This window comes from Acidovorax sp. CCYZU-2555 (assembly GCF_018413525.1).
GTDB lineage: Bacteria > Pseudomonadota > Gammaproteobacteria > Burkholderiales > Burkholderiaceae_C > Comamonas.
Genome location: NZ_JAHCDD010000010.1, coordinates 56,905 through 73,416, shown reverse-complemented (window position 1 = coordinate 73,416; position 16,512 = coordinate 56,905). Strand labels below are relative to the sequence as shown.

At 66.6% G+C, this 16,512-nt stretch carries 11 protein-coding genes; 7 read left to right on the top strand and 4 right to left on the bottom strand.

Annotated elements, in window-relative coordinates; translation table 11 throughout:
• Positions 1–26: 26 nt before the first annotated feature.
• Complete coding sequence (locus KHY18_RS05395) at positions 27–677, bottom strand: YiaD family glycine zipper/OmpA-like lipoprotein (protein ID WP_213295191.1); 651 nt, start codon at positions 675–677, stop codon at positions 27–29.
• Positions 678–976: 299 nt separating this feature from the next.
• On the opposite strand from KHY18_RS05395, the gene mltA reads away from it, so the two are divergent.
• Together mltA and KHY18_RS05385 are read left to right on the top strand one after the other, a co-directional pair.
• The gene (gene mltA / locus KHY18_RS05390) at positions 977–2,149 is read left to right on the top strand and encodes a murein transglycosylase A (protein WP_502768317.1); all 1,173 of its coding nucleotides are present in this window, start codon (positions 977–979) and stop codon (positions 2,147–2,149) included.
• An 84-nt stretch (positions 2,150–2,233) separates the two neighbouring features.
• Positions 2,234–3,148, top strand: a complete 915-nt coding sequence (locus KHY18_RS05385; RefSeq protein WP_213295189.1) for a hypothetical protein — start codon at positions 2,234–2,236, stop codon at positions 3,146–3,148.
• On the opposite strand, the gene KHY18_RS05380 is transcribed toward KHY18_RS05385, so the two are convergent.
• Entirely contained in the window at positions 3,143–4,780 is a 1,638-nt protein-coding gene (locus tag KHY18_RS05380) for an MFS transporter (protein ID WP_249728928.1), read from the bottom strand. The genes KHY18_RS05385 and KHY18_RS05380 overlap by 6 nt on opposite strands.
• A 316-nt stretch (positions 4,781–5,096) precedes the next feature.
• Positions 5,097–5,600, bottom strand: coding sequence for an Lrp/AsnC family transcriptional regulator (locus KHY18_RS05375; RefSeq protein WP_213295184.1), 504 nt, complete (start codon positions 5,598–5,600; stop codon positions 5,097–5,099).
• 178 nt (positions 5,601–5,778) lie between these two features.
• Here KHY18_RS05375 and KHY18_RS05370 point away from each other — a divergent pair, with 178 nt between their 5' ends.
• From KHY18_RS05370 to KHY18_RS05350, 5 genes are all read left to right on the top strand, one after another.
• Entirely contained in the window at positions 5,779–9,426 is a 3,648-nt protein-coding gene (locus KHY18_RS05370) for an indolepyruvate ferredoxin oxidoreductase family protein (protein WP_213295181.1), read from the top strand.
• Positions 9,427–9,785: 359 nt separating this feature from the next.
• Positions 9,786–10,118 carry a preprotein translocase subunit YajC gene (gene yajC, locus KHY18_RS05365; RefSeq protein ID WP_213295176.1) on the top strand — a complete coding sequence of 111 codons (333 nt, stop codon included), beginning with the start codon at positions 9,786–9,788 and terminating at the stop codon, positions 10,116–10,118.
• Positions 10,119–10,214: 96 nt separating this feature from the next.
• Positions 10,215–12,107, top strand: a complete 1,893-nt coding sequence (secD, locus tag KHY18_RS05360) for a protein translocase subunit SecD (protein ID WP_213295175.1) — start codon at positions 10,215–10,217, stop codon at positions 12,105–12,107.
• An 11-nt stretch (positions 12,108–12,118) separates the two neighbouring features.
• Entirely contained in the window at positions 12,119–13,069 is a 951-nt protein-coding gene (gene secF, locus KHY18_RS05355; protein WP_213295166.1) for a protein translocase subunit SecF, read from the top strand.
• Positions 13,070–13,081: 12 nt separating this feature from the next.
• Entirely contained in the window at positions 13,082–15,337 is a 2,256-nt protein-coding gene (locus tag KHY18_RS05350) for a DUF1631 family protein (protein WP_213295163.1), read from the top strand.
• 1 nt (position 15,338) lies between these two features.
• On the opposite strand, the gene dprA is transcribed toward KHY18_RS05350, so the two are convergent.
• Positions 15,339–16,502 carry a DNA-processing protein DprA gene (dprA, locus tag KHY18_RS05345; RefSeq protein ID WP_213295276.1) on the bottom strand — a complete coding sequence of 388 codons (1,164 nt, stop codon included), beginning with the start codon at positions 16,500–16,502 and terminating at the stop codon, positions 15,339–15,341.
• Positions 16,503–16,512 lie beyond the last annotated feature (10 nt).

Sequence of the window (16,512 nt, the reverse complement as noted above, 5' to 3'; positions counted from 1 at the left end):
GTAAGCCGCTCAGGGGGTGCTTATGATTAACGCGGACGTTCGCCTACGTAGATCTCGACGCGGCGGTTGCGTGCCCGGCCTTCGTTGGTGCTGTTGGAGGCGATGGGCTCATACGAACCGCGGCCTTCGGTCTGAATGCGCGTGCCGCCCACACCACGGCTGGTGAGGTAGTTGCGCGTGCTGTTGGCGCGCTGCAGCGACAGCGGGTTGTTGATCGCGTCGGAACCCGTGCTGTCGGTGTGACCCACGATGCGCACATCGGTGTTCACGTTGTTGCGCAGGCCATCGGCGAAGCGGTCAAGCACCGGAGCGAAGTTGCTCTTGATGTCGGCGCGGCCGGTGTCGAACGAAATGTCGCTGGGAATGTCGAGCTTGAGCTGGTTGTCCTGCGTCTGCGTCACGGCAATGCCCGTGCCCTGCGTCGCGGCTTCCATCTCGCGCTTTTGCTTTTCCATGTTCTGCGACCAGATGTAGGTGCCCAGGGCGCCCACACCCGCGCCCACCAGGGCGCCCGTGCCGGCCTTGCCGCCCGTGGCCGAGCCGAGCACCGCGCCGGCCAGCGCACCCACGCCCGCACCCGTGGCCGTGCGGCGCTGGGTGTCGGACATACCGGTGTTGGCACAACCTGAAATCAACAGAACTGCAGCCGTTGCGGCCACGAGAATATTTTTGCGCATATGAACTCCTTCACGTAAATGATCCGGGCGCTACCTGCCACGTGGAAACCTGCCGACGCAGGCGCCCTCGTGTAAAACGAATTGCTGCCCAGCGTATCAGCCTCTCATCCCCACGCCCGTAGGACAGACACGACAACCGGAGCGTGGGTCAGGGCCTCGGCCCGGGAGGTCCCGGCGGCGTGTCATCCTCTGAATGCGCCGCAGGAAGTTCCCCGCGTTTGCGCCCGGAAAACATGGTCCACCAGACAATAGCGATCAAAACGATCAATGCCAGCAACGCTTCAAGCAAAATCAGCCCCATGAATCTCAACCTCCTGCGCCTTGCGTCAATGGCGTTGATTGTAGGAACGCTTGCCGCGTGTTCCACCACAGCCCTTCCGCCCGTCGATCCTTCGCCCATTCCCGAGCTGCGGCCCCAGGGTTCCCTGAGCACGCCGGCGCCCATCACGGCCGCGCCCGTCACGTTTCCCAAGAGCCGCTGGCTGCCCGTTCCCTGGACCGAGCTGCCCGGCTTTGAAAGCGACGCGCTGCACGAGGCCTGGAATGCCTGGGTGAAGAACTGCGAGCGCCCTACGCCGGCGTTCGCCGGCCTGTGCAGCGAAGTGCGCCGCCTGAGCATCGCCACCGGCGACGAGCAGCGCGCCTGGATGCTCGCCAAGTTCCAGCCCTACCGTGTCGAAGCCAGCAACGGCAGCCCGGAAGGCCTGCTGACCGCCTACTACGAACCCCAGCTCGACGCCGCGCGCCTGCCCGGCAATGGCTACAACGTGCCGCTGTACCAGGTGCCCACGGGTTTTGGCACGCGCAAGCCCTGGTACTCGCGCCAGCAGATCGACACCCTGCCCGAGGCCCAGGCCGCGCTGGCCGGTCGCGCGATCGCCTGGCTGCGTGATCCCGTCGACGCGCTGGTACTGCATATCCAGGGCTCGGGCCGGCTGCGCCTGACCGAGCCCAACGGCCAGGTGCGCCTGGTGCGCGTGGCTTATGCGGGCACCAACGACCAACCCTACAAGAGCGTGGGCCGCTGGCTGCTCGACCAGAACCTGGTGCGCGACGCGACCTGGCCAGGCATCAGCGCCTGGATCGCGGCCAACCCGGCGCGCGTCAACGAAATGCTGTGGAGCAACCCGCGCTATGTGTTCTTCCGCGAGGAAGCGCTCGAAGGCCTGGACGCCGAATTCGGCCCCAAGGGCGCGCTGGGCGTGCCGCTGACGCCCGGCCGCTCGATCGCCGTGGACCGCCAGAGCATTCCCTATGGCACGCCGGTCTGGTTGTCGACGCCAGGCCCCACGGTGGCCCTCAACCGCATGGTGTTTGCCCAGGACACGGGCAGCGCCATCCTGGGCGCGGTGCGCGCCGACTACTTCACCGGCTGGGGCGTGGAAGCCGGCGAGATCGCCGGACGGCTCAAGCAGACGCTGCGGCTGTGGACCTTCTGGCCACGCCATCTGACGCCGGGCGCCAACCGCTGATAGCGGCTGCCGGCGCCACGCCGGCAGCCCCGGTTTATAGCTAAATTCTATCTATATTTGATTATCGATAGGATAAATACTACAATGGCGCACTTCCTGCGCCGACTTCGGGCAGCGCACGCTGCCGACGGTGCGGGCATGCGGCCTGCAGGAAAAATGCAAGCTGCCGGACGCAGGCTCTTCATTCCTTCACTGCACTTTATCCACATGCCAACAGATCCCAGCAAAGACACCACCCCATCCCCTCCGCTCTCGCTCCCCGACGACAGCCTGGAATCCGAGGACGATCTGGCAAACCAGCCCGACCCTGGACCGGTGGAATTGTTGTACGCGCCGCGCATGCCGCCCGCACCATTGCCGCCGGCACCCAGCCAGCCCCAGCTGCCGGCGCTTCACATCGACATCGAGGAATCGACCCCGCGGGCATCCAACGATGGCCAGCAGCTGCACCCGCCGGCGCTGCCGGGCGGCCTGCGCGAGATTGCCGGCTCGCCGCTGACCAGCCTGGAGGGCACGGTGGGTCTTCCGAACGAGCTGTCCTCTGCCCCGGAATTGCTGCTGTCCAGCCCCGACAGCAGCCCGGTGCTGCTGCGGCATGTGACGCCGGAGTTCGACAGCATCCACCAGATCATGCGGATTCCCTTGCCGCAGGACGAGGAGGAGCCCAGCAGCTTCCAGCCGGATATCGACCAGGTGCAGAGGCCGTCGCTGTCCGCGGCATTCGACAATGCCTGGCTCGCACACCAGTCACGGCCCGCGGCCACCACCGGGAACGTGCCCCAAAGCGCTTTGCCGCCGCTGACGCGGCTGCCTGCGGTCCTGCCGCCCATGCAGCGCGCGTCGGACCGGCACGACGCCGAGTACCCGCAGGCGCTGGCCCGCAGCCAGGAGACCTACTGGACAGACTCCGACAGCGACATCAGCGATGTGGAAGTGGTCGGTACGATCTCACCACCCTCGCATACCAACCCAGGCAGTGGAGCGTCGGGCGACCTATGAGGATTCGGCGAAATAGCGCGTGACGCGCGGCGGCCCTTCGCCCACATGGAAGGCCAGCTTGCGGTCGCGCAGCGAGACGTCATAGGCCGTGACGCGGTCGAAGCGGCGCAGGTGCTCGGTCCAGGATTCGTCGATGATCTGCTCGACGAAGCGCTCGGGCTGACTCATGCTGTGCAGCAGCGTCCAGCCCAAGGCGCCCTGGCGCATGCGACTGCGCCGGCTTTCCTGCATCAGCTGGCGGAACTCCTTGGTCTGCGCGGGCTGGATGATGTATTCGATGGTCACGACCACGCGCCCGGCTTCGGGAGCCATGGTCGCTTCGGGCGCCTTGAAGGCCTTGGACGGGCTCAGATCTTCCTCGATCTGCCGGTCGGAAGAAAGGCGCTGCACCAGCAGCATCGCGATCACGCCGCTGAAGGCCGCGATGATCAGGCTGGTCGAGACCGAAGTAATGGACGCCACCTGGCCCCAAAGCGCCGCGCCCAGCGCCGTGCCGCCCATGATGGACATCTGGTAGATCGACATGCCGCGCGCGCGCACCCAGTTGGGCAGCGACATCTGCGCCGCGACGCCCAGCGTATTGGCGGTCGAGATCAGCGCCATGCCGGCCAGCAGCATCGCCGCCACGGCCACGGCCAGATGCGGCGCCAGCGCCACGGTGATGGTCGCCAGCGCCTGCACGCTGACGCCCGTGAGTATCAGTTTCTCGCGCGGCAGCGCCTGGCGCAGCCGCGGCAGCAATGTGGCGCCGATGATCGCGCCCGCGCCCATCGAGGCCAGCAGCAGCGTGAACGTCGCCGCCCCGCCCTCCTCGCCGACATGCAGACGCTGGGCGACCAGCGGCATCAGCGCCATGATGGCCGTGGTCTGGAAGAAGAAGCAGATGGTGCGCAGCAGCACGGCGCGCATGCGCGGCGACTCGCGCACGAACTGCAGGCCCACGCGCATCGCGCTGGGCAGGCGTTCTCGGCCCAGCGGGCTGTCGGTGTGCTGGCGCTTCCAGCGGATCAGCACCAGCGCCGAAATCACCGACAGCGTCGCATTGAGCACGAACACCCAGGCGCTGCCCAGGCTCGCGATGATCGCGCCCGCGACCAGCGGGCCGATGATGCGCGAGGCATTCATCGCCACGGCGTTGAGCGCCATCGCCGACGGCAGTTGCTGCTTGGACACCAGTTCGGGAATCAGCGCCGAGAACACCGGCCAGCGCATCGCCAGGCCTATGCCGTTGGCAAAGGTCAGGGCCAGCAGCAGATAAGGCGTCATGTAGCCTGACAGCACGGCCAGGCACAGCACCACGGCGACGGCCGCGACCCAGAACTGGGTGACGATGAAGTAGCGCCGCCGATCGAGAATGTCGGCCAGTGCGCCGCTGGGCAGGCCCAGCAGGAACACCGGCAGCGTGGACGCAGACTGCACCAGCGCCACCAGCACCGGAGAAGTGGTCAGCGAAGTCATCAGCCAGGCGGCGGCGACGTCGTTCATCCACATGCAGGTATTGGCCGCGACCCAGACCAGCCACAGCATGCGGAACGTGGGCTGGCTCAGCGGTGCCCAGACCGCCTGGGACGCCTTGTGCTGCGCGGCCTGGCTGGCCGCGGCCTGGGCGCTGGCCCGGTCCGTATCGGCCATGCCCGAAGGATCTTCGAGCAATCCCCCTGCGGGCGGGCGGCCCGCCGGGGAAGGTGGGCGGGCGCCCTCGCCTGGCGGCGATACACGGGCGGAGGGCGATGGGGGCGATTGGGGCGATATCTCGTCTGGCATGTGGACGTGATTTTGCTTGAAATTGAAAAGCACCCCCTGAGCGGCTTACGCCGCTTCCCCCTCTCAACCTTCGGTGGAGGGGGACGGCAGCCTCGCTGCGGGGCGGCCCTTGCTCGCTGCCCCCTTGCTGGGACACGCCAGTTTCATGGGCTGATGCACTCCCCCGCACGCTGTCGATACCTATTTAACGAGCATAGCTATTTCCCGGCGCCGGACGCAGCAGATGCTCGAGCGGCAGCGCGGCGCTGGCCTTGATTTCGCCCAGCGAAAAGCTGGTGTGCACGTCCTTGACGTTGGGCAGGTTGAGCAGCACGTTGCGCGCGAACTGCGCGAAACTGTCGAGGTCGCGCGTCACGACCTGCAGCTCGAACGTGCCCGAGCCGCTGATGTAGTGGCAGGACACCACTTCGGGAATCTTGCGTATCGCCTCCTCGGTCTCGAGCGTCAGCGGCCCCGAAGTGCGCACCGCGTCCAGGCGCACGAAGGCCAGCACGCCCAGGCCTATCTTGTGGCGGTCGATCTCGGCGTGGTAGCCCTTGATGAAGCCCGCCTCCTCGAGCGCGCGCACGCGCCGCCAGCAAGGCGCGGCCGACAGGCCCACGCGCTGCGCCAACTCGGCGTTGGTCAAACGCGCATCCGCCTGGAGCTGCGCAAGGATGGCTACGTCAAATTTGTCCAATGTGTTCAAAATCACTCCATTTAGAGCAAGAATCTTTCCGAGAATAGCGAAAACAGCGCATACAACGCAATCACTTATCGCTGACTCAGGAATACACTGAACGGGAGATCAAGACAAAACAAAGTGCCTGCGCCAGGAAGTTTTCCGGCGCAAGAAAAGCACCTTTCCACCTCGATGGAGACAAGTTATGAATGCCCCCCTGCCCGAGCACCTGCGGCTTGCACTGGAAACAGTCACCCTGGATGACAAATACGCGTTGGCCCAGGGCCGCGCATTCATGAGCGGGGTGCAGGCGCTGGTGCGCCTGCCCATGCTGCAGCAACAGCGCGACGCCGCCGCCGGCCTGCGCACCGCGGGTTTCATCAGCGGCTACCGCGGCTCACCGCTAGGTGTGTACGACCAGTCGCTATGGGCCGCCAAGAAGCATCTGGCCCAGCACGACATCGTGTTCCAGCCCGGCGTCAACGAAGAACTCGCCGCGACCGCCGTGTGGGGCACGCAGCAGCTCGACATCTACCCCGACACCAAGAAGTTCGACGGCGTGTTCGGCATCTGGTACGGCAAGGGACCGGGCGTGGACCGCTGCTCCGACGTGTTCAAGCACGCCAACATGGCGGGCACGGCCAAGCATGGCGGCGTGCTGGCGATCGCCGGCGACGACCATATCAGCAAGAGCAGCACGGCCGCCCACCAGAGCGACCACATCTTCAAGGCCTGCAGCACGCCGGTGTTTTTCCCGAGCAGCGTGCAGGACATCCTCGACATGGGCTTGCACGGCATCGCGATGAGCCGCTTCTCGGGCCTGTGGTCGGGAGTGAAGACCATCCAGGAAGTCGTCGAGTCGTCGGCCAGCGTCTCCATCGATCCCGACCGCGTGAAGATCGTGCTGCCCGAAGACTTCGTGATGCCGCCCGGCGGCCTGCACATCCGCTGGCCCGACGCGCCGCTGGAGCAGGAAGCACGGATGATGGACTACAAGTGGTACGCGGCCCTGGCCTATGTGCGCGCCAACCGCCTCAACTACAACGTGGTCGAAGGCGCGAACGACCGCTTCGGCCTGATCGCCAGCGGCAAGGCCTATAACGACATGCGCCAGGCGCTGGTCGACCTGGGCCTGGACGACGACGTCTGCCGCCACCTGGGCATTCGCGTGCACAAGGTCAACGTGGTCTGGCCGCTCGAAGCCACGATCACGCGCGAGTTCGCGCGCGGCCTGCAGGAAATCCTGGTCGTCGAGGAAAAGCGCCAGGTCATCGAATACCAGATCAAGGAAGAGCTCTACAACTGGCGCTCCGACGTGCGCCCCAACGTGCTGGGCAAGTTCGACGAAGGCGAAGGCGATACCTCGGGCGGCGAATGGAGCCAGCCCAACCCCAGCCAGAACTGGCTGCTGCGCGCCAAGGCCGACCTCACGCCGGCGATCATCGCCAAGGCCATCGCCAAGCGCCTGAAGAAGCTGGGCGTGCCCGACGACATCGTCGCGCGCATGGACCAGCGCCTGGCCGTCATCGAAGCCCGCGAACGCGCGCTGGCCGCGCCGCTGGTCGAGACCGGCGAGCGCCAGCCCTGGTTCTGCAGCGGCTGCCCGCACAACACCAGCACGCGCGTGCCAGACGGCTCGCGCGCGGTCGCCGGCATCGGCTGCCACTACATGGCCAACTGGATGCCCGACCGCAATACGTCGACGTTCACCCAGATGGGCGGCGAAGGCGTGACCTGGGTAGGCCAGCAGCCGTTCACCACCGAACCCCATGTGTTCGCCAACCTGGGCGACGGTACCTACTTCCACAGCGGCCTGCTGGCGATTCGCCAGAGCATTGCCGCGGGCGTGAACATCACCTACAAGATCCTGTACAACGACGCGGTCGCGATGACCGGCGGCCAGCAGGTCGGTGAACGGCCCGAAGGCCATTCGGTCGCGCAGATCGCGCACAGCCTGCGCGCCGAAGGCATCGTGAAGCTGGTCGTGGTCACCGACGAGCCCGGCAAATACGAAGGCCGCACCCACCATGTGAAAGGCAGCGCGGCGCGCGCCGGCCACCCCGAACTGCTGGACGACCTGCCTGCGGGCGTCGAAGTCTTCCACCGCGACGAACTCGACCGCATCCAGCGCGAGCTGCGCGCCACGCCCGGCTGCACGGCGCTGATCTATGACCAGACCTGCGCCACCGAAAAGCGCCGCCGCCGCAAGCGCGGCACGCTGGCCACGCCCGACCGCGTGGTGGTGATCAACGAACTGGTCTGCGAAGGCTGTGGCGATTGCTCGGTGCAGTCGAACTGCCTTTCGGTGGAGCCTGTCGAGACCGACTTCGGCCGCAAGCGCCGCATCAACCAGAACAGCTGCAACAAGGACTACTCCTGCCTCAAGGGTTTTTGCCCGAGTTTCGTTACCGTTGAAGGCGGAACGCTGAAGAAGCCGAAAAAAGAGAAGAAAGGCCAGCTCAATCTGCTGCCGCCTCTGCCCGAGCCAGTGCTGCCGCTGGCCGAAAGCGCCTGGGGCATCGTCGTCGGCGGCGTGGGCGGCACGGGCGTAATCACCATTGGCTCGCTGCTGGGCATGGCGGCCCACCTCGACGGCAAGGGCGTCGTCACGCAGGACGCAGGCGGTCTGGCCCAAAAGGGCGGCGCCACCTGGAGCCATATCCAGATCGCGCTGCGCCCCGAAGCCATCTACACCACCAAGGTCGACACCGCCAAGGCCGACCTGGTGATAGGCTGCGACCCCATCGTCGCCGCACACAAGTCGACGCTGGCCGTGATGCAGCCCGGCCGCACCTATGTCGCGCTCAACAACCACGCGACGCCCACGGCGGCGTTCGTGCACGATCCCGACTGGCAGTTTCCTGGCGGCAGCTGCGCCAGCGCGATCGAAAGCGCGGTCGGTCCCGGCCTGGTCGGCAGCTTCGACGCCGAGCAGGCGGCGGTGCAACTCATAGGCGACAGCATCTACGCCAACCCGCTGCTGCTGGGCTACGCCTGGCAAAAGGGCCGCGTGCCGCTGTCGCATGCCGCGCTGATGCGCTCCATGGAGCTCAACGGCGTGCAAATAGAGAACAACAAGGCGGCGTTCGAATGGGGCCGCCGCTGCGCCCACGACCTGGCCGAAGTCCAGGCGCTGTACCAGGCCACGCAGGTCATCCACTTCGCGAAGAAGCCGGGCCTCGAAGAAATCGTCGCCAAGCGCGTCGAATTCCTCACGGGCTACCAGAACGCGGCCTATGCCGACAGCTACAAGGCGCTGGTCGATCAGGTGCATTCCGCCGAACAGGCGCTGGGCAAGGGCACGCGCCTGTCCGAAGCCGTGGCGCGCTACCTGTTCAAGCTGATGGCCTATAAGGATGAGTACGAAGTCGCGCGCCTGCACACCGACGCGGCGTTCACGACCAAGCTGGCCAACATGTTCGAAGGCGACTACAAGCTGGTCCACCACCTCGCGCCGCCGCTGCTGGCGCAAAAGGACGACCAGGGCCATCTGCGCAAGAAGACGTTCGGCCCCTGGGTGCGCAGCGCTTTCGGCGTGCTGGCCCGCCTGCGCGGTCTGCGCGGCACGGCTTTCGACGTGTTCGGCTACACCGAGGAGCGCCGCACCGAGCGCGCGCTGATCGTGTCCTATCGCGAAGACATCACCGAGCTGCTGAAGGGCTTGAGCAACGAGCGCCTGGCGCTGGCCGTGGAGATCGCGAGCATTCCCGAAGGTATTCGCGGCTACGGCCATGTGAAGGAACGCCACCTCGAGGCGGCCCAGACCAAGCGTGCGGGGCTGATTGCGCAGTGGCGCGGGCCGGTGGCGCGGGTGGCGGGTGATGCGCCGCAGCGCAGCGCCGTGGCGCATTGAGGTATGTGCGAGTTCATCGAGGCCAGGACGTCCACCCTTCGACGGGCTCAGGGCGAACGGACATCCCCCGTTCGTGGTGAGCTTGCCTTGGCGGCCCCGTCGAACCATGAACGGCCTGTCCTCCTGTAACGCCCCCAAGCCCCCCCAAGGGAACTTGTCACGCCCGCCAGGCCCCAAGTCTGGCGGGCGTGCTGTATTTGTCAGGTCGACTTCCGGCCGCCAAATACCCAAACGCCTGCGGGTCGGCCCTGAGGCCGATGAGAAACACCCGCATACAATGTTCCGTTACCCATCCAGCGCGCAGCCCGCGGCTGGAATGAGAATTCCTTTTTGCCCCATCCACCTGTGGAGTCTTCGCCGTGTTTATTTCTTCTGCTTTTGCCCAGACCGCTCCTGCCGCCGCTGCCGAGGGCGGCATGATGGGTTCGCTCACTGGCATGCTGCCGCTGGTGCTGATGTTCGTGGTGCTGTACTTCGTGATGATTCGTCCCCAGATGAAGCGCCAGAAGGAACACCGCGCAATGATCGACGCGCTGGCCAAGGGTGACGAAGTCGCCACCGCCGGCGGCCTGATCGGCAAGGTCACGGGTCTGTCCGACGGTTTCGTCCAGGTCGAGATCTCGTCCGGCGTCGAAGTGCAGCTGCAGCGCAGCGCCGTCACGCAAGTGCTGCCCAAGGGCTCGGTCAAGTAATTTTTTCGCTGTCGAAGACCCTGTCTTCACCCCGGCCCGGCGCCTGACCACAGGCTGCCGAGCCCATTGTGCTTTCTGAGAGATACGAGCGCGATCATGAACCGATATCCGGTCTGGAAATACGCGATCATCGTGATCGCGCTGCTGGTAGGTGTGCTTTTCACCCTGCCCAATTTTTTTGGCGAGGCGCCTGCCGTGCAGGTGTCTTCTTCCAAGGCCACCGTCAAGGTGGACGCCGCTGTAATGCAGCGCGTCGAGGAAGCGCTCAAGGCCGCGAACGTCACGCCCGATACGCTGACGCTCGAAGGCACGTCGATCCGCGCGCGCTTCAACACGCCCGACGAACAGCTCAAGGCCAAGGACGCGATCCAACGCGCACTGGTGCCCGACGCCAACGATCCGACTTACATCGTCGCGCTGAACCTGGTGTCGCGCTCGCCCAACTGGCTCACGGCCATTGGCGCCAAGCCCATGTACCTGGGTCTTGATCTGCGCGGTGGCGTGCACTTCATGCTGCAGGTCGACATGCAGGCCGCGCTAACCAAGAAGGCCGAGTCCTTCACGGGCGACCTGCGCTCGGGCCTGCGCGACAAGAACATCCGCCACGGCGGCATTTCGCGCGAAGGCCAGAACATCGAGATCCGTCTGCGCGACGAAGCTTCGCTGACGGCCGCGCGCAATCTGATCGCCGATCAATACCCCGACCTGCAGACCACGAGCCAGCCTGACGGCAGCGATTTCCGCCTGCGTGCGTCGATCAAGCCCGAAGCGCTGCGCAAGGTGCAGGAACAGGCGCTCAAGCAGAACATCGTGACCCTGCACAACCGGATCAACGAACTCGGCGTGGCCGAGCCCGTGATCCAGCAGCAGGGCCTGGACCGCATCGTGGTCCAGCTGCCTGGCGTGCAGGACACCGCCAAGGCCAAGGACATCCTGGGCCGCACCGCGACCCTCGAAGTGCGCATGGTCGACGAATCCAGCGAAGCCCGCGCGGCCGAAATGGGCTCGGGCGCGGTGCCGTTCGGCGCCGAGAAGTATCTGGACCGCAGCGGCCAGGCAGTGATCGTCAAGAAGCAGGTCGTGCTCACGGGTGAAAACCTGACCGACGCCCAGCCCGGCTTCGACGGCCAGACGCAGGAACCCACCGTGAACCTGACGCTCGACGCCAAGGGCGCGCGCATCTTCAAGGACATCACGCGCGAGAACGTCGGCAAGCGCATGGCCATCGTGCTGTTCGAAAAGGGCAAGGGCGAAGTCGTGACGGCGCCCGTGATCCGTGCCGAAATCAGCGGCGGCCGCGTGCAGATTTCGGGCCGCATGACGACCATGGAAGCCAACGACACCTCGCTGCTGCTGCGCGCCGGCTCGCTGGCCGCGCCCATGGAAATCATCGAGGAATACACCATCGGCCCCAGCCTGGGCGCCGACAACATCGACCGCGGCATCCACTCCGTGGTCTGGGGCTTCGTGGCGATTGCCGCCTTCATGTGCGTGTACTACCTGATGTTCGGCGTGTTCTCGACGATCGCGCTGTCCGTCAACGTGCTGCTGCTGCTGGCCGTGCTGTCGATGCTGCAGGCCACGCTGACCCTGCCGGGCATCGCGGCCATGGCCCTCGCCATCGGCGTGGCCATCGACTCGAACGTGCTGATCAACGAGCGCATCCGCGAGGAACTGCGCGCCGGTGCCTCGCCGCAAGCGGCGATCAATTCGGGCTACCAGCATGCCTGGGCGACCATTCTTGACTCGAACGTCACCACCCTGATCGCGGGCCTGGCGCTGCTGGCCTTCGGTTCGGGCGTGGTGCGCGGCTTCGCCGTGGTGCATTGCATAGGCATTCTGACCAGCATGTTCTCGGCGGTGTTCGTTTCGCGCGGCCTGGTCAACCTCTGGTACGGCAACCGCAAGAAGCTCAAGCAAATTTCTATTGGTCAAATCTGGAAGCCCGAAGACGCATCTGAGCTGCGTTCGGTGGCGGCCAAGAAGTAAGGAGGAAGACCATGGAATTCTTCCGCATCAAAAAAGACATCCCGTTCATGAAATACGCGTTGTGGCTCAACGCGATTTCCCTGCTGACCTTCGTGCTCGCAGTCTTCTTCCTGTTCACGCGCGGACTGCACCTGTCGGTGGAGTTCACGGGCGGCACGGTGATGGAAGTCGCCTATGTGCAGAGCGCCGACGTGGGCAAGATCCGCGAGACGGTCTCGGGACTGGGCTATGCCGATGTGATCGTGCAGAACTTCGGCACGTCGCGCGACGTGATGATTCGCCTGCCGGTGCAAAAGGGAGCGACCTCTGCGCAGCAAAGCGAGCAGGTGCTCACTGCGCTCAAGGCGGCCGACCCCGAAGTCACGCTGCGCCGCACCGAGTTCGTCGGCCCGCAGGTCGGCGAGGAACTTGTGCACAGCGGCCTGATGGCGCTGGGCATGGTGATCCTGGGCATCGTGATCTACCTGGCCTTCCGCTTCGAGTGGAAGTTCGGCGTCGCGGCGGTGATCGCCAACTTGCACGACATCGTGATCATTCTGGGCTTCTTCGCGTTCTTCCAGTGGGAGTTCTCGCTCGCGGTGCTCGCCGGTGTGCTCGCGGTGCTGGGCTACTCGGTCAACGAATCGGTGGTTATCTTCGACCGGATCCGCGAAGCCTTCCGCAAGTTCCGCAAGCTCAGCACGCCCGAAGTCATTGACCACGCGATCACTTCGACCATGAGCCGGACCATCATCACCCATGCTTCTACCGAAGCCATGGTGCTGTCGATGTTCTTCTTCGGTGGCCCTAGCCTGCACTACTTCGCGCTGGCGCTGACCATCGGCATTCTGTTCGGCATCTACTCTTCGGTGTTCGTCGCCGCCGCCATCGCCATGTGGCTGGGCGTCAAGCGCGAAGACCTGATCAAGTCGCCGAAGAAAGACCACGACGCCAACGACCCGAACGCAGGGGCGGCAGTGTAATCTCGGGGACCAATGGCTTCCCCGCCCCCCCCTCCCGCCGTGCCCGCCACGGGGCTCGTGCGCCAGGCGCGCGAGCAACTGGCGCAGGTACTCACCCAGGCGCTGCCAGATCTGGCGGCGCGGCTGGAGGCATTTCTCGAGCATCTCGCCGACCAGGTCGGCACCCAGCGCGAAATGCAGGCCAACCGTGCGGCGCTGGAGCGCTATCGCGCGCACCAGGCCGGCTGGGTTCAGGCCTGCCGCGACAAGCTCCAGGCCGCGCTCGCGGGCGCCGGCCTTTCAGCGCCGGCCACGCGCAGCAACGCCGCGCATGCCGACACCTTCGAGCTGCTCAGCGACGAAACCATAGAAAACCAGATCCAGGCCGCGCGGCTCGCGCTCGCGACCGATGAGCTCGCGGGCAGCAGCTTTGAAGGCCTGCGCCTGCGCAGCCAGTGGCTGCAACACCAGGAACTCGCGGCCGACGACCTGCTGCGCCCCGAAACCTTTTGCGAGCTACTGGTCAACCAGTGGCGCGCCGCGGGCTTGCCGCGCGCCGATCTGCATGGCCTCACGGCACCGCTGCAATCCGCGCTGGGCGAGCTGCTGCAAGGCGCAGCCGAAGCGCTGCACAAACTCTACGACGACGAAGGCGTGCCGCCGGCCGACGACCTCGCGGTGCTGCGCCGCAACCCCGACACCGCGCCGGCGCCGCTGCCCGCGGCCGCGGGCCAGGGCAAGGGCCCGGCGGGCAAGCCGGCCGGCCCCATGCATCCCCTGCTGCGTGCGCGCCAGCGCGCCCAGGAGGTGGTGCAGCAGCTGCGCCATATGCTTTCGCCGGCCACGCGCATGCCCAGCAGCGGCACCGGATCGACCGAGCAGGCGTCGCAAAGCCTGCTGCAGGCGCTGGCAGAGCAAGGGCCCGGTGAGGCCCGGTTCTACGCCGAACTGCCGGCCGCCCCGCTCTCCGACATGGCGCCGGGCAGCGTAGACCTCGACCAGCTCGCGCGCACGCTGCGCCAGCGATCCCATGCCTGGAAGCAGCAGGCCACGGTGCCCAGCGACCGCGCCGCGATCGAAGTCGTGGCGCTGATGTTCCAGAGCATTCTTGCCCAGGACCGCATTCCGCCGTCGGTGCGCGTCTGGTTCGCGCGCCTGCAATTGCCGGTGCTGCGCGTGGCGCTGGCCGAGCCCGAGTTCTTCAGCAACCTGCAACACCCCGCACGCCTCTTGATCGACCGCATGGGCGCCTGCGTGCTGGGCTTCGATGCGACCAGCATGGGCGGCAGCGTGCTCGAAGCCGAGATCGCGCGCCTGGTGCAGACCATCGAGCAATTCCCCGAAACCGGCCAGCGCGTGTTCCTGCTCGCCCACCAGGAGTTCGAGAAGTTCCTGGCCAGCTACCTCACGCAGGAACAGTCGAAGGCGCGGATCATCTCGCTGGTGCAGCAGATGGAAGAGAAGGAAACGCTCACCATCCAGTACACGATAGAGCTGCGCCGCCTGCTCCAGGGCATGCCGGTGCGCGCCGAGCTGCGCAACTTCCTGTTCCGCGACTGGGCCGAAGTGCTTGCGCTGTCGGCCGTGCGCATGGGCGCGATGCACGCGCAGACGCAGGCGTTCAAGCAGGCCGCGAGCGACCTGGTCTGGGCCGGCAGCGCCAAGCCCACGCGCGAGCAACGCGCCCAATTGATCCGCAGCCTGCCGCAGCTGCTGCAATGCCTGCGCGAGGGCCTGACGCTGGTCGGCATGCCCACCAGCATGCAGGCCGAGCAGATCAAGCGGCTCACCGACACCCTGGCCGAAGCCTTCATCGCCAAGACCGCGGCGATCGCGCCCGAGGCCCTCGAAGCCATGGCGCGGCGCCTCAGCCACCTCGAAGACTTCATGACCGGCGAGGGCCTGCCCGACGACACGCCGCTGTCGACCGAGAACATCGAAATACTGCTGGGCGTGGACATCGCCGGCCTGGAAGTGCTGAGCAGCACGGCCCAGCCGGTCGACCCGACGATGCTCGAGTGGGCGCGCGCGCTGCAGCCCGGCAGCTGGTTCACGCTGGACCATAACGGCGCGAGCGTGCAGGTGCAATACGCCTGGCACAGCAACCAGCGCCAGCTGCACCTGTTCGCCACGCTCGACGGCCAGTGCTATCTGATGCCGCTGCAGCGGCTCGCGATCTACCTGCAGTCGGGCCTGCTGCTGTGGCATGACGCCGAAGCCGTGACGCTGCGCGCCACGCGCGATGCGCTGGAGAAGCTTGAGGCGAATCCGGAACGCCTGCAAGCGTAGATCAGCCCCGCTCCAGCCTCTGGAACAGCCCCCCGGGCAGGCGCGCCACGCGCCCCGCGAGTTCGAGCTCCAGCAGCGCCGCCTGCAGCTGCGCCGCGCTCCAGCCGGTGCGCGCCACCAGTTCATCGAGCCCTTGCGGATCAAAGCCCAGCGCCGCGAGCAGCCCGGTTTCCACCGGCGTTTCAGGGGAGCGGGCAGGCGTCGTCGCGGGCTTGGCGGGTTGCGGCAGGCCCTGGAGTTCGCCCAGCACATCCTGCGCGGTCTCGACCAGCGTCGCGCCCTGGCGCAGCAGCGCATGGCAGCCGTGCGACTGCGGCGCATGAATCGAGCCGGGAATGGCGAACACTTCACGGCCTTGCTCCGCGGCCAGCCGCGCAGTGATCAGCGAGCCCGACGCCAGCGCCGCCTCGACCACCAGCGTGCCTTGGGCCAGGCCCGAAATGATGCGGTTGCGCTGCGGAAAATGCGCGGCCAGCGGCGGCGTGCCCAGCGGGTACTCGCTGACCAGCAGACCCGCGCGCGCAATGCGCTGCGCCAGCGCCGCATTGCGGCGGGGATAGGGCTGGTCCAGCCCCGTGCCCCAGACAGCGATCGTCGCCGGGCCGGCGTCCGCCGCGCGGCCTTCCTGCGCGGCCTGCAGCGCGCCTTCATGCGCCGCGGCGTCTATGCCCAGGGCCATGCCCGACACAATGCACAGGCCGGCCAGGCACAGCTCATGCGCAAAACGCCGCGCGTCTATCAGGCCCTGGGCGCTGGGCTGGCGGCTGCCGACCATGGCCAGCGCCCGCTGCGCGGGAAACATCGCTTCGGCGCGCGCGAAGAAATGGGCCGCGCCCGCGACATACAGCAGCAGCGGCGGATCTTCGGTGGCCAGCAGGCCTGCGGGGTAGCGCGGATCGCCCAGCGGAATCACCGCATGCACCAGCCCTGGCGGCGGCGTCTGCAGCCATTGCCAGCAGGTCTGCAGCGCGTCGCGCTGCGCAGGAGAAATGGTCAGCAGTGCCGCGAGCTGCGCGGGCGTGAGCAGCGACCGCAAGGCCGTGGGAGACTGCGTGAATACCGCCTGCACCGCGCCGGCCTGCGCGAGCAGGCGCCGGGCGAGTGCGCGGCCTATCCCTGGCGTCTGCGTGAGCCTCAGCCAGGCCGAGAGTTCATCGCGATCCAAGGTTAGAGGG

Excerpts from the sequence above, each read along its gene's own strand:
- KHY18_RS05395 (WP_213295191.1), bottom strand. The coding sequence starts at position 677 with ATGCGCAAAAATATTCTCGTGGCCGCAACGGCTGCAGTTCTGTTGATT.
- mltA (WP_502768317.1), top strand. The coding sequence starts at position 977 with ATGAATCTCAACCTCCTGCGCCTTGCGTCAATGGCGTTGATTGTAGGA.
- KHY18_RS05385 (WP_213295189.1), top strand. The coding sequence starts at position 2,234 with ATGGCGCACTTCCTGCGCCGACTTCGGGCAGCGCACGCTGCCGACGGT.
- KHY18_RS05380 (WP_249728928.1), bottom strand. The coding sequence starts at position 4,780 with ATGGCCGATACGGACCGGGCCAGCGCCCAGGCCGCGGCCAGCCAGGCC.
- KHY18_RS05370 (WP_213295181.1), top strand. The coding sequence starts at position 5,779 with ATGAATGCCCCCCTGCCCGAGCACCTGCGGCTTGCACTGGAAACAGTC.
- secD (WP_213295175.1), top strand. The coding sequence starts at position 10,215 with ATGAACCGATATCCGGTCTGGAAATACGCGATCATCGTGATCGCGCTG.
- secF (WP_213295166.1), top strand. The coding sequence starts at position 12,119 with ATGGAATTCTTCCGCATCAAAAAAGACATCCCGTTCATGAAATACGCG.
- KHY18_RS05350 (WP_213295163.1), top strand. The coding sequence starts at position 13,082 with ATGGCTTCCCCGCCCCCCCCTCCCGCCGTGCCCGCCACGGGGCTCGTG.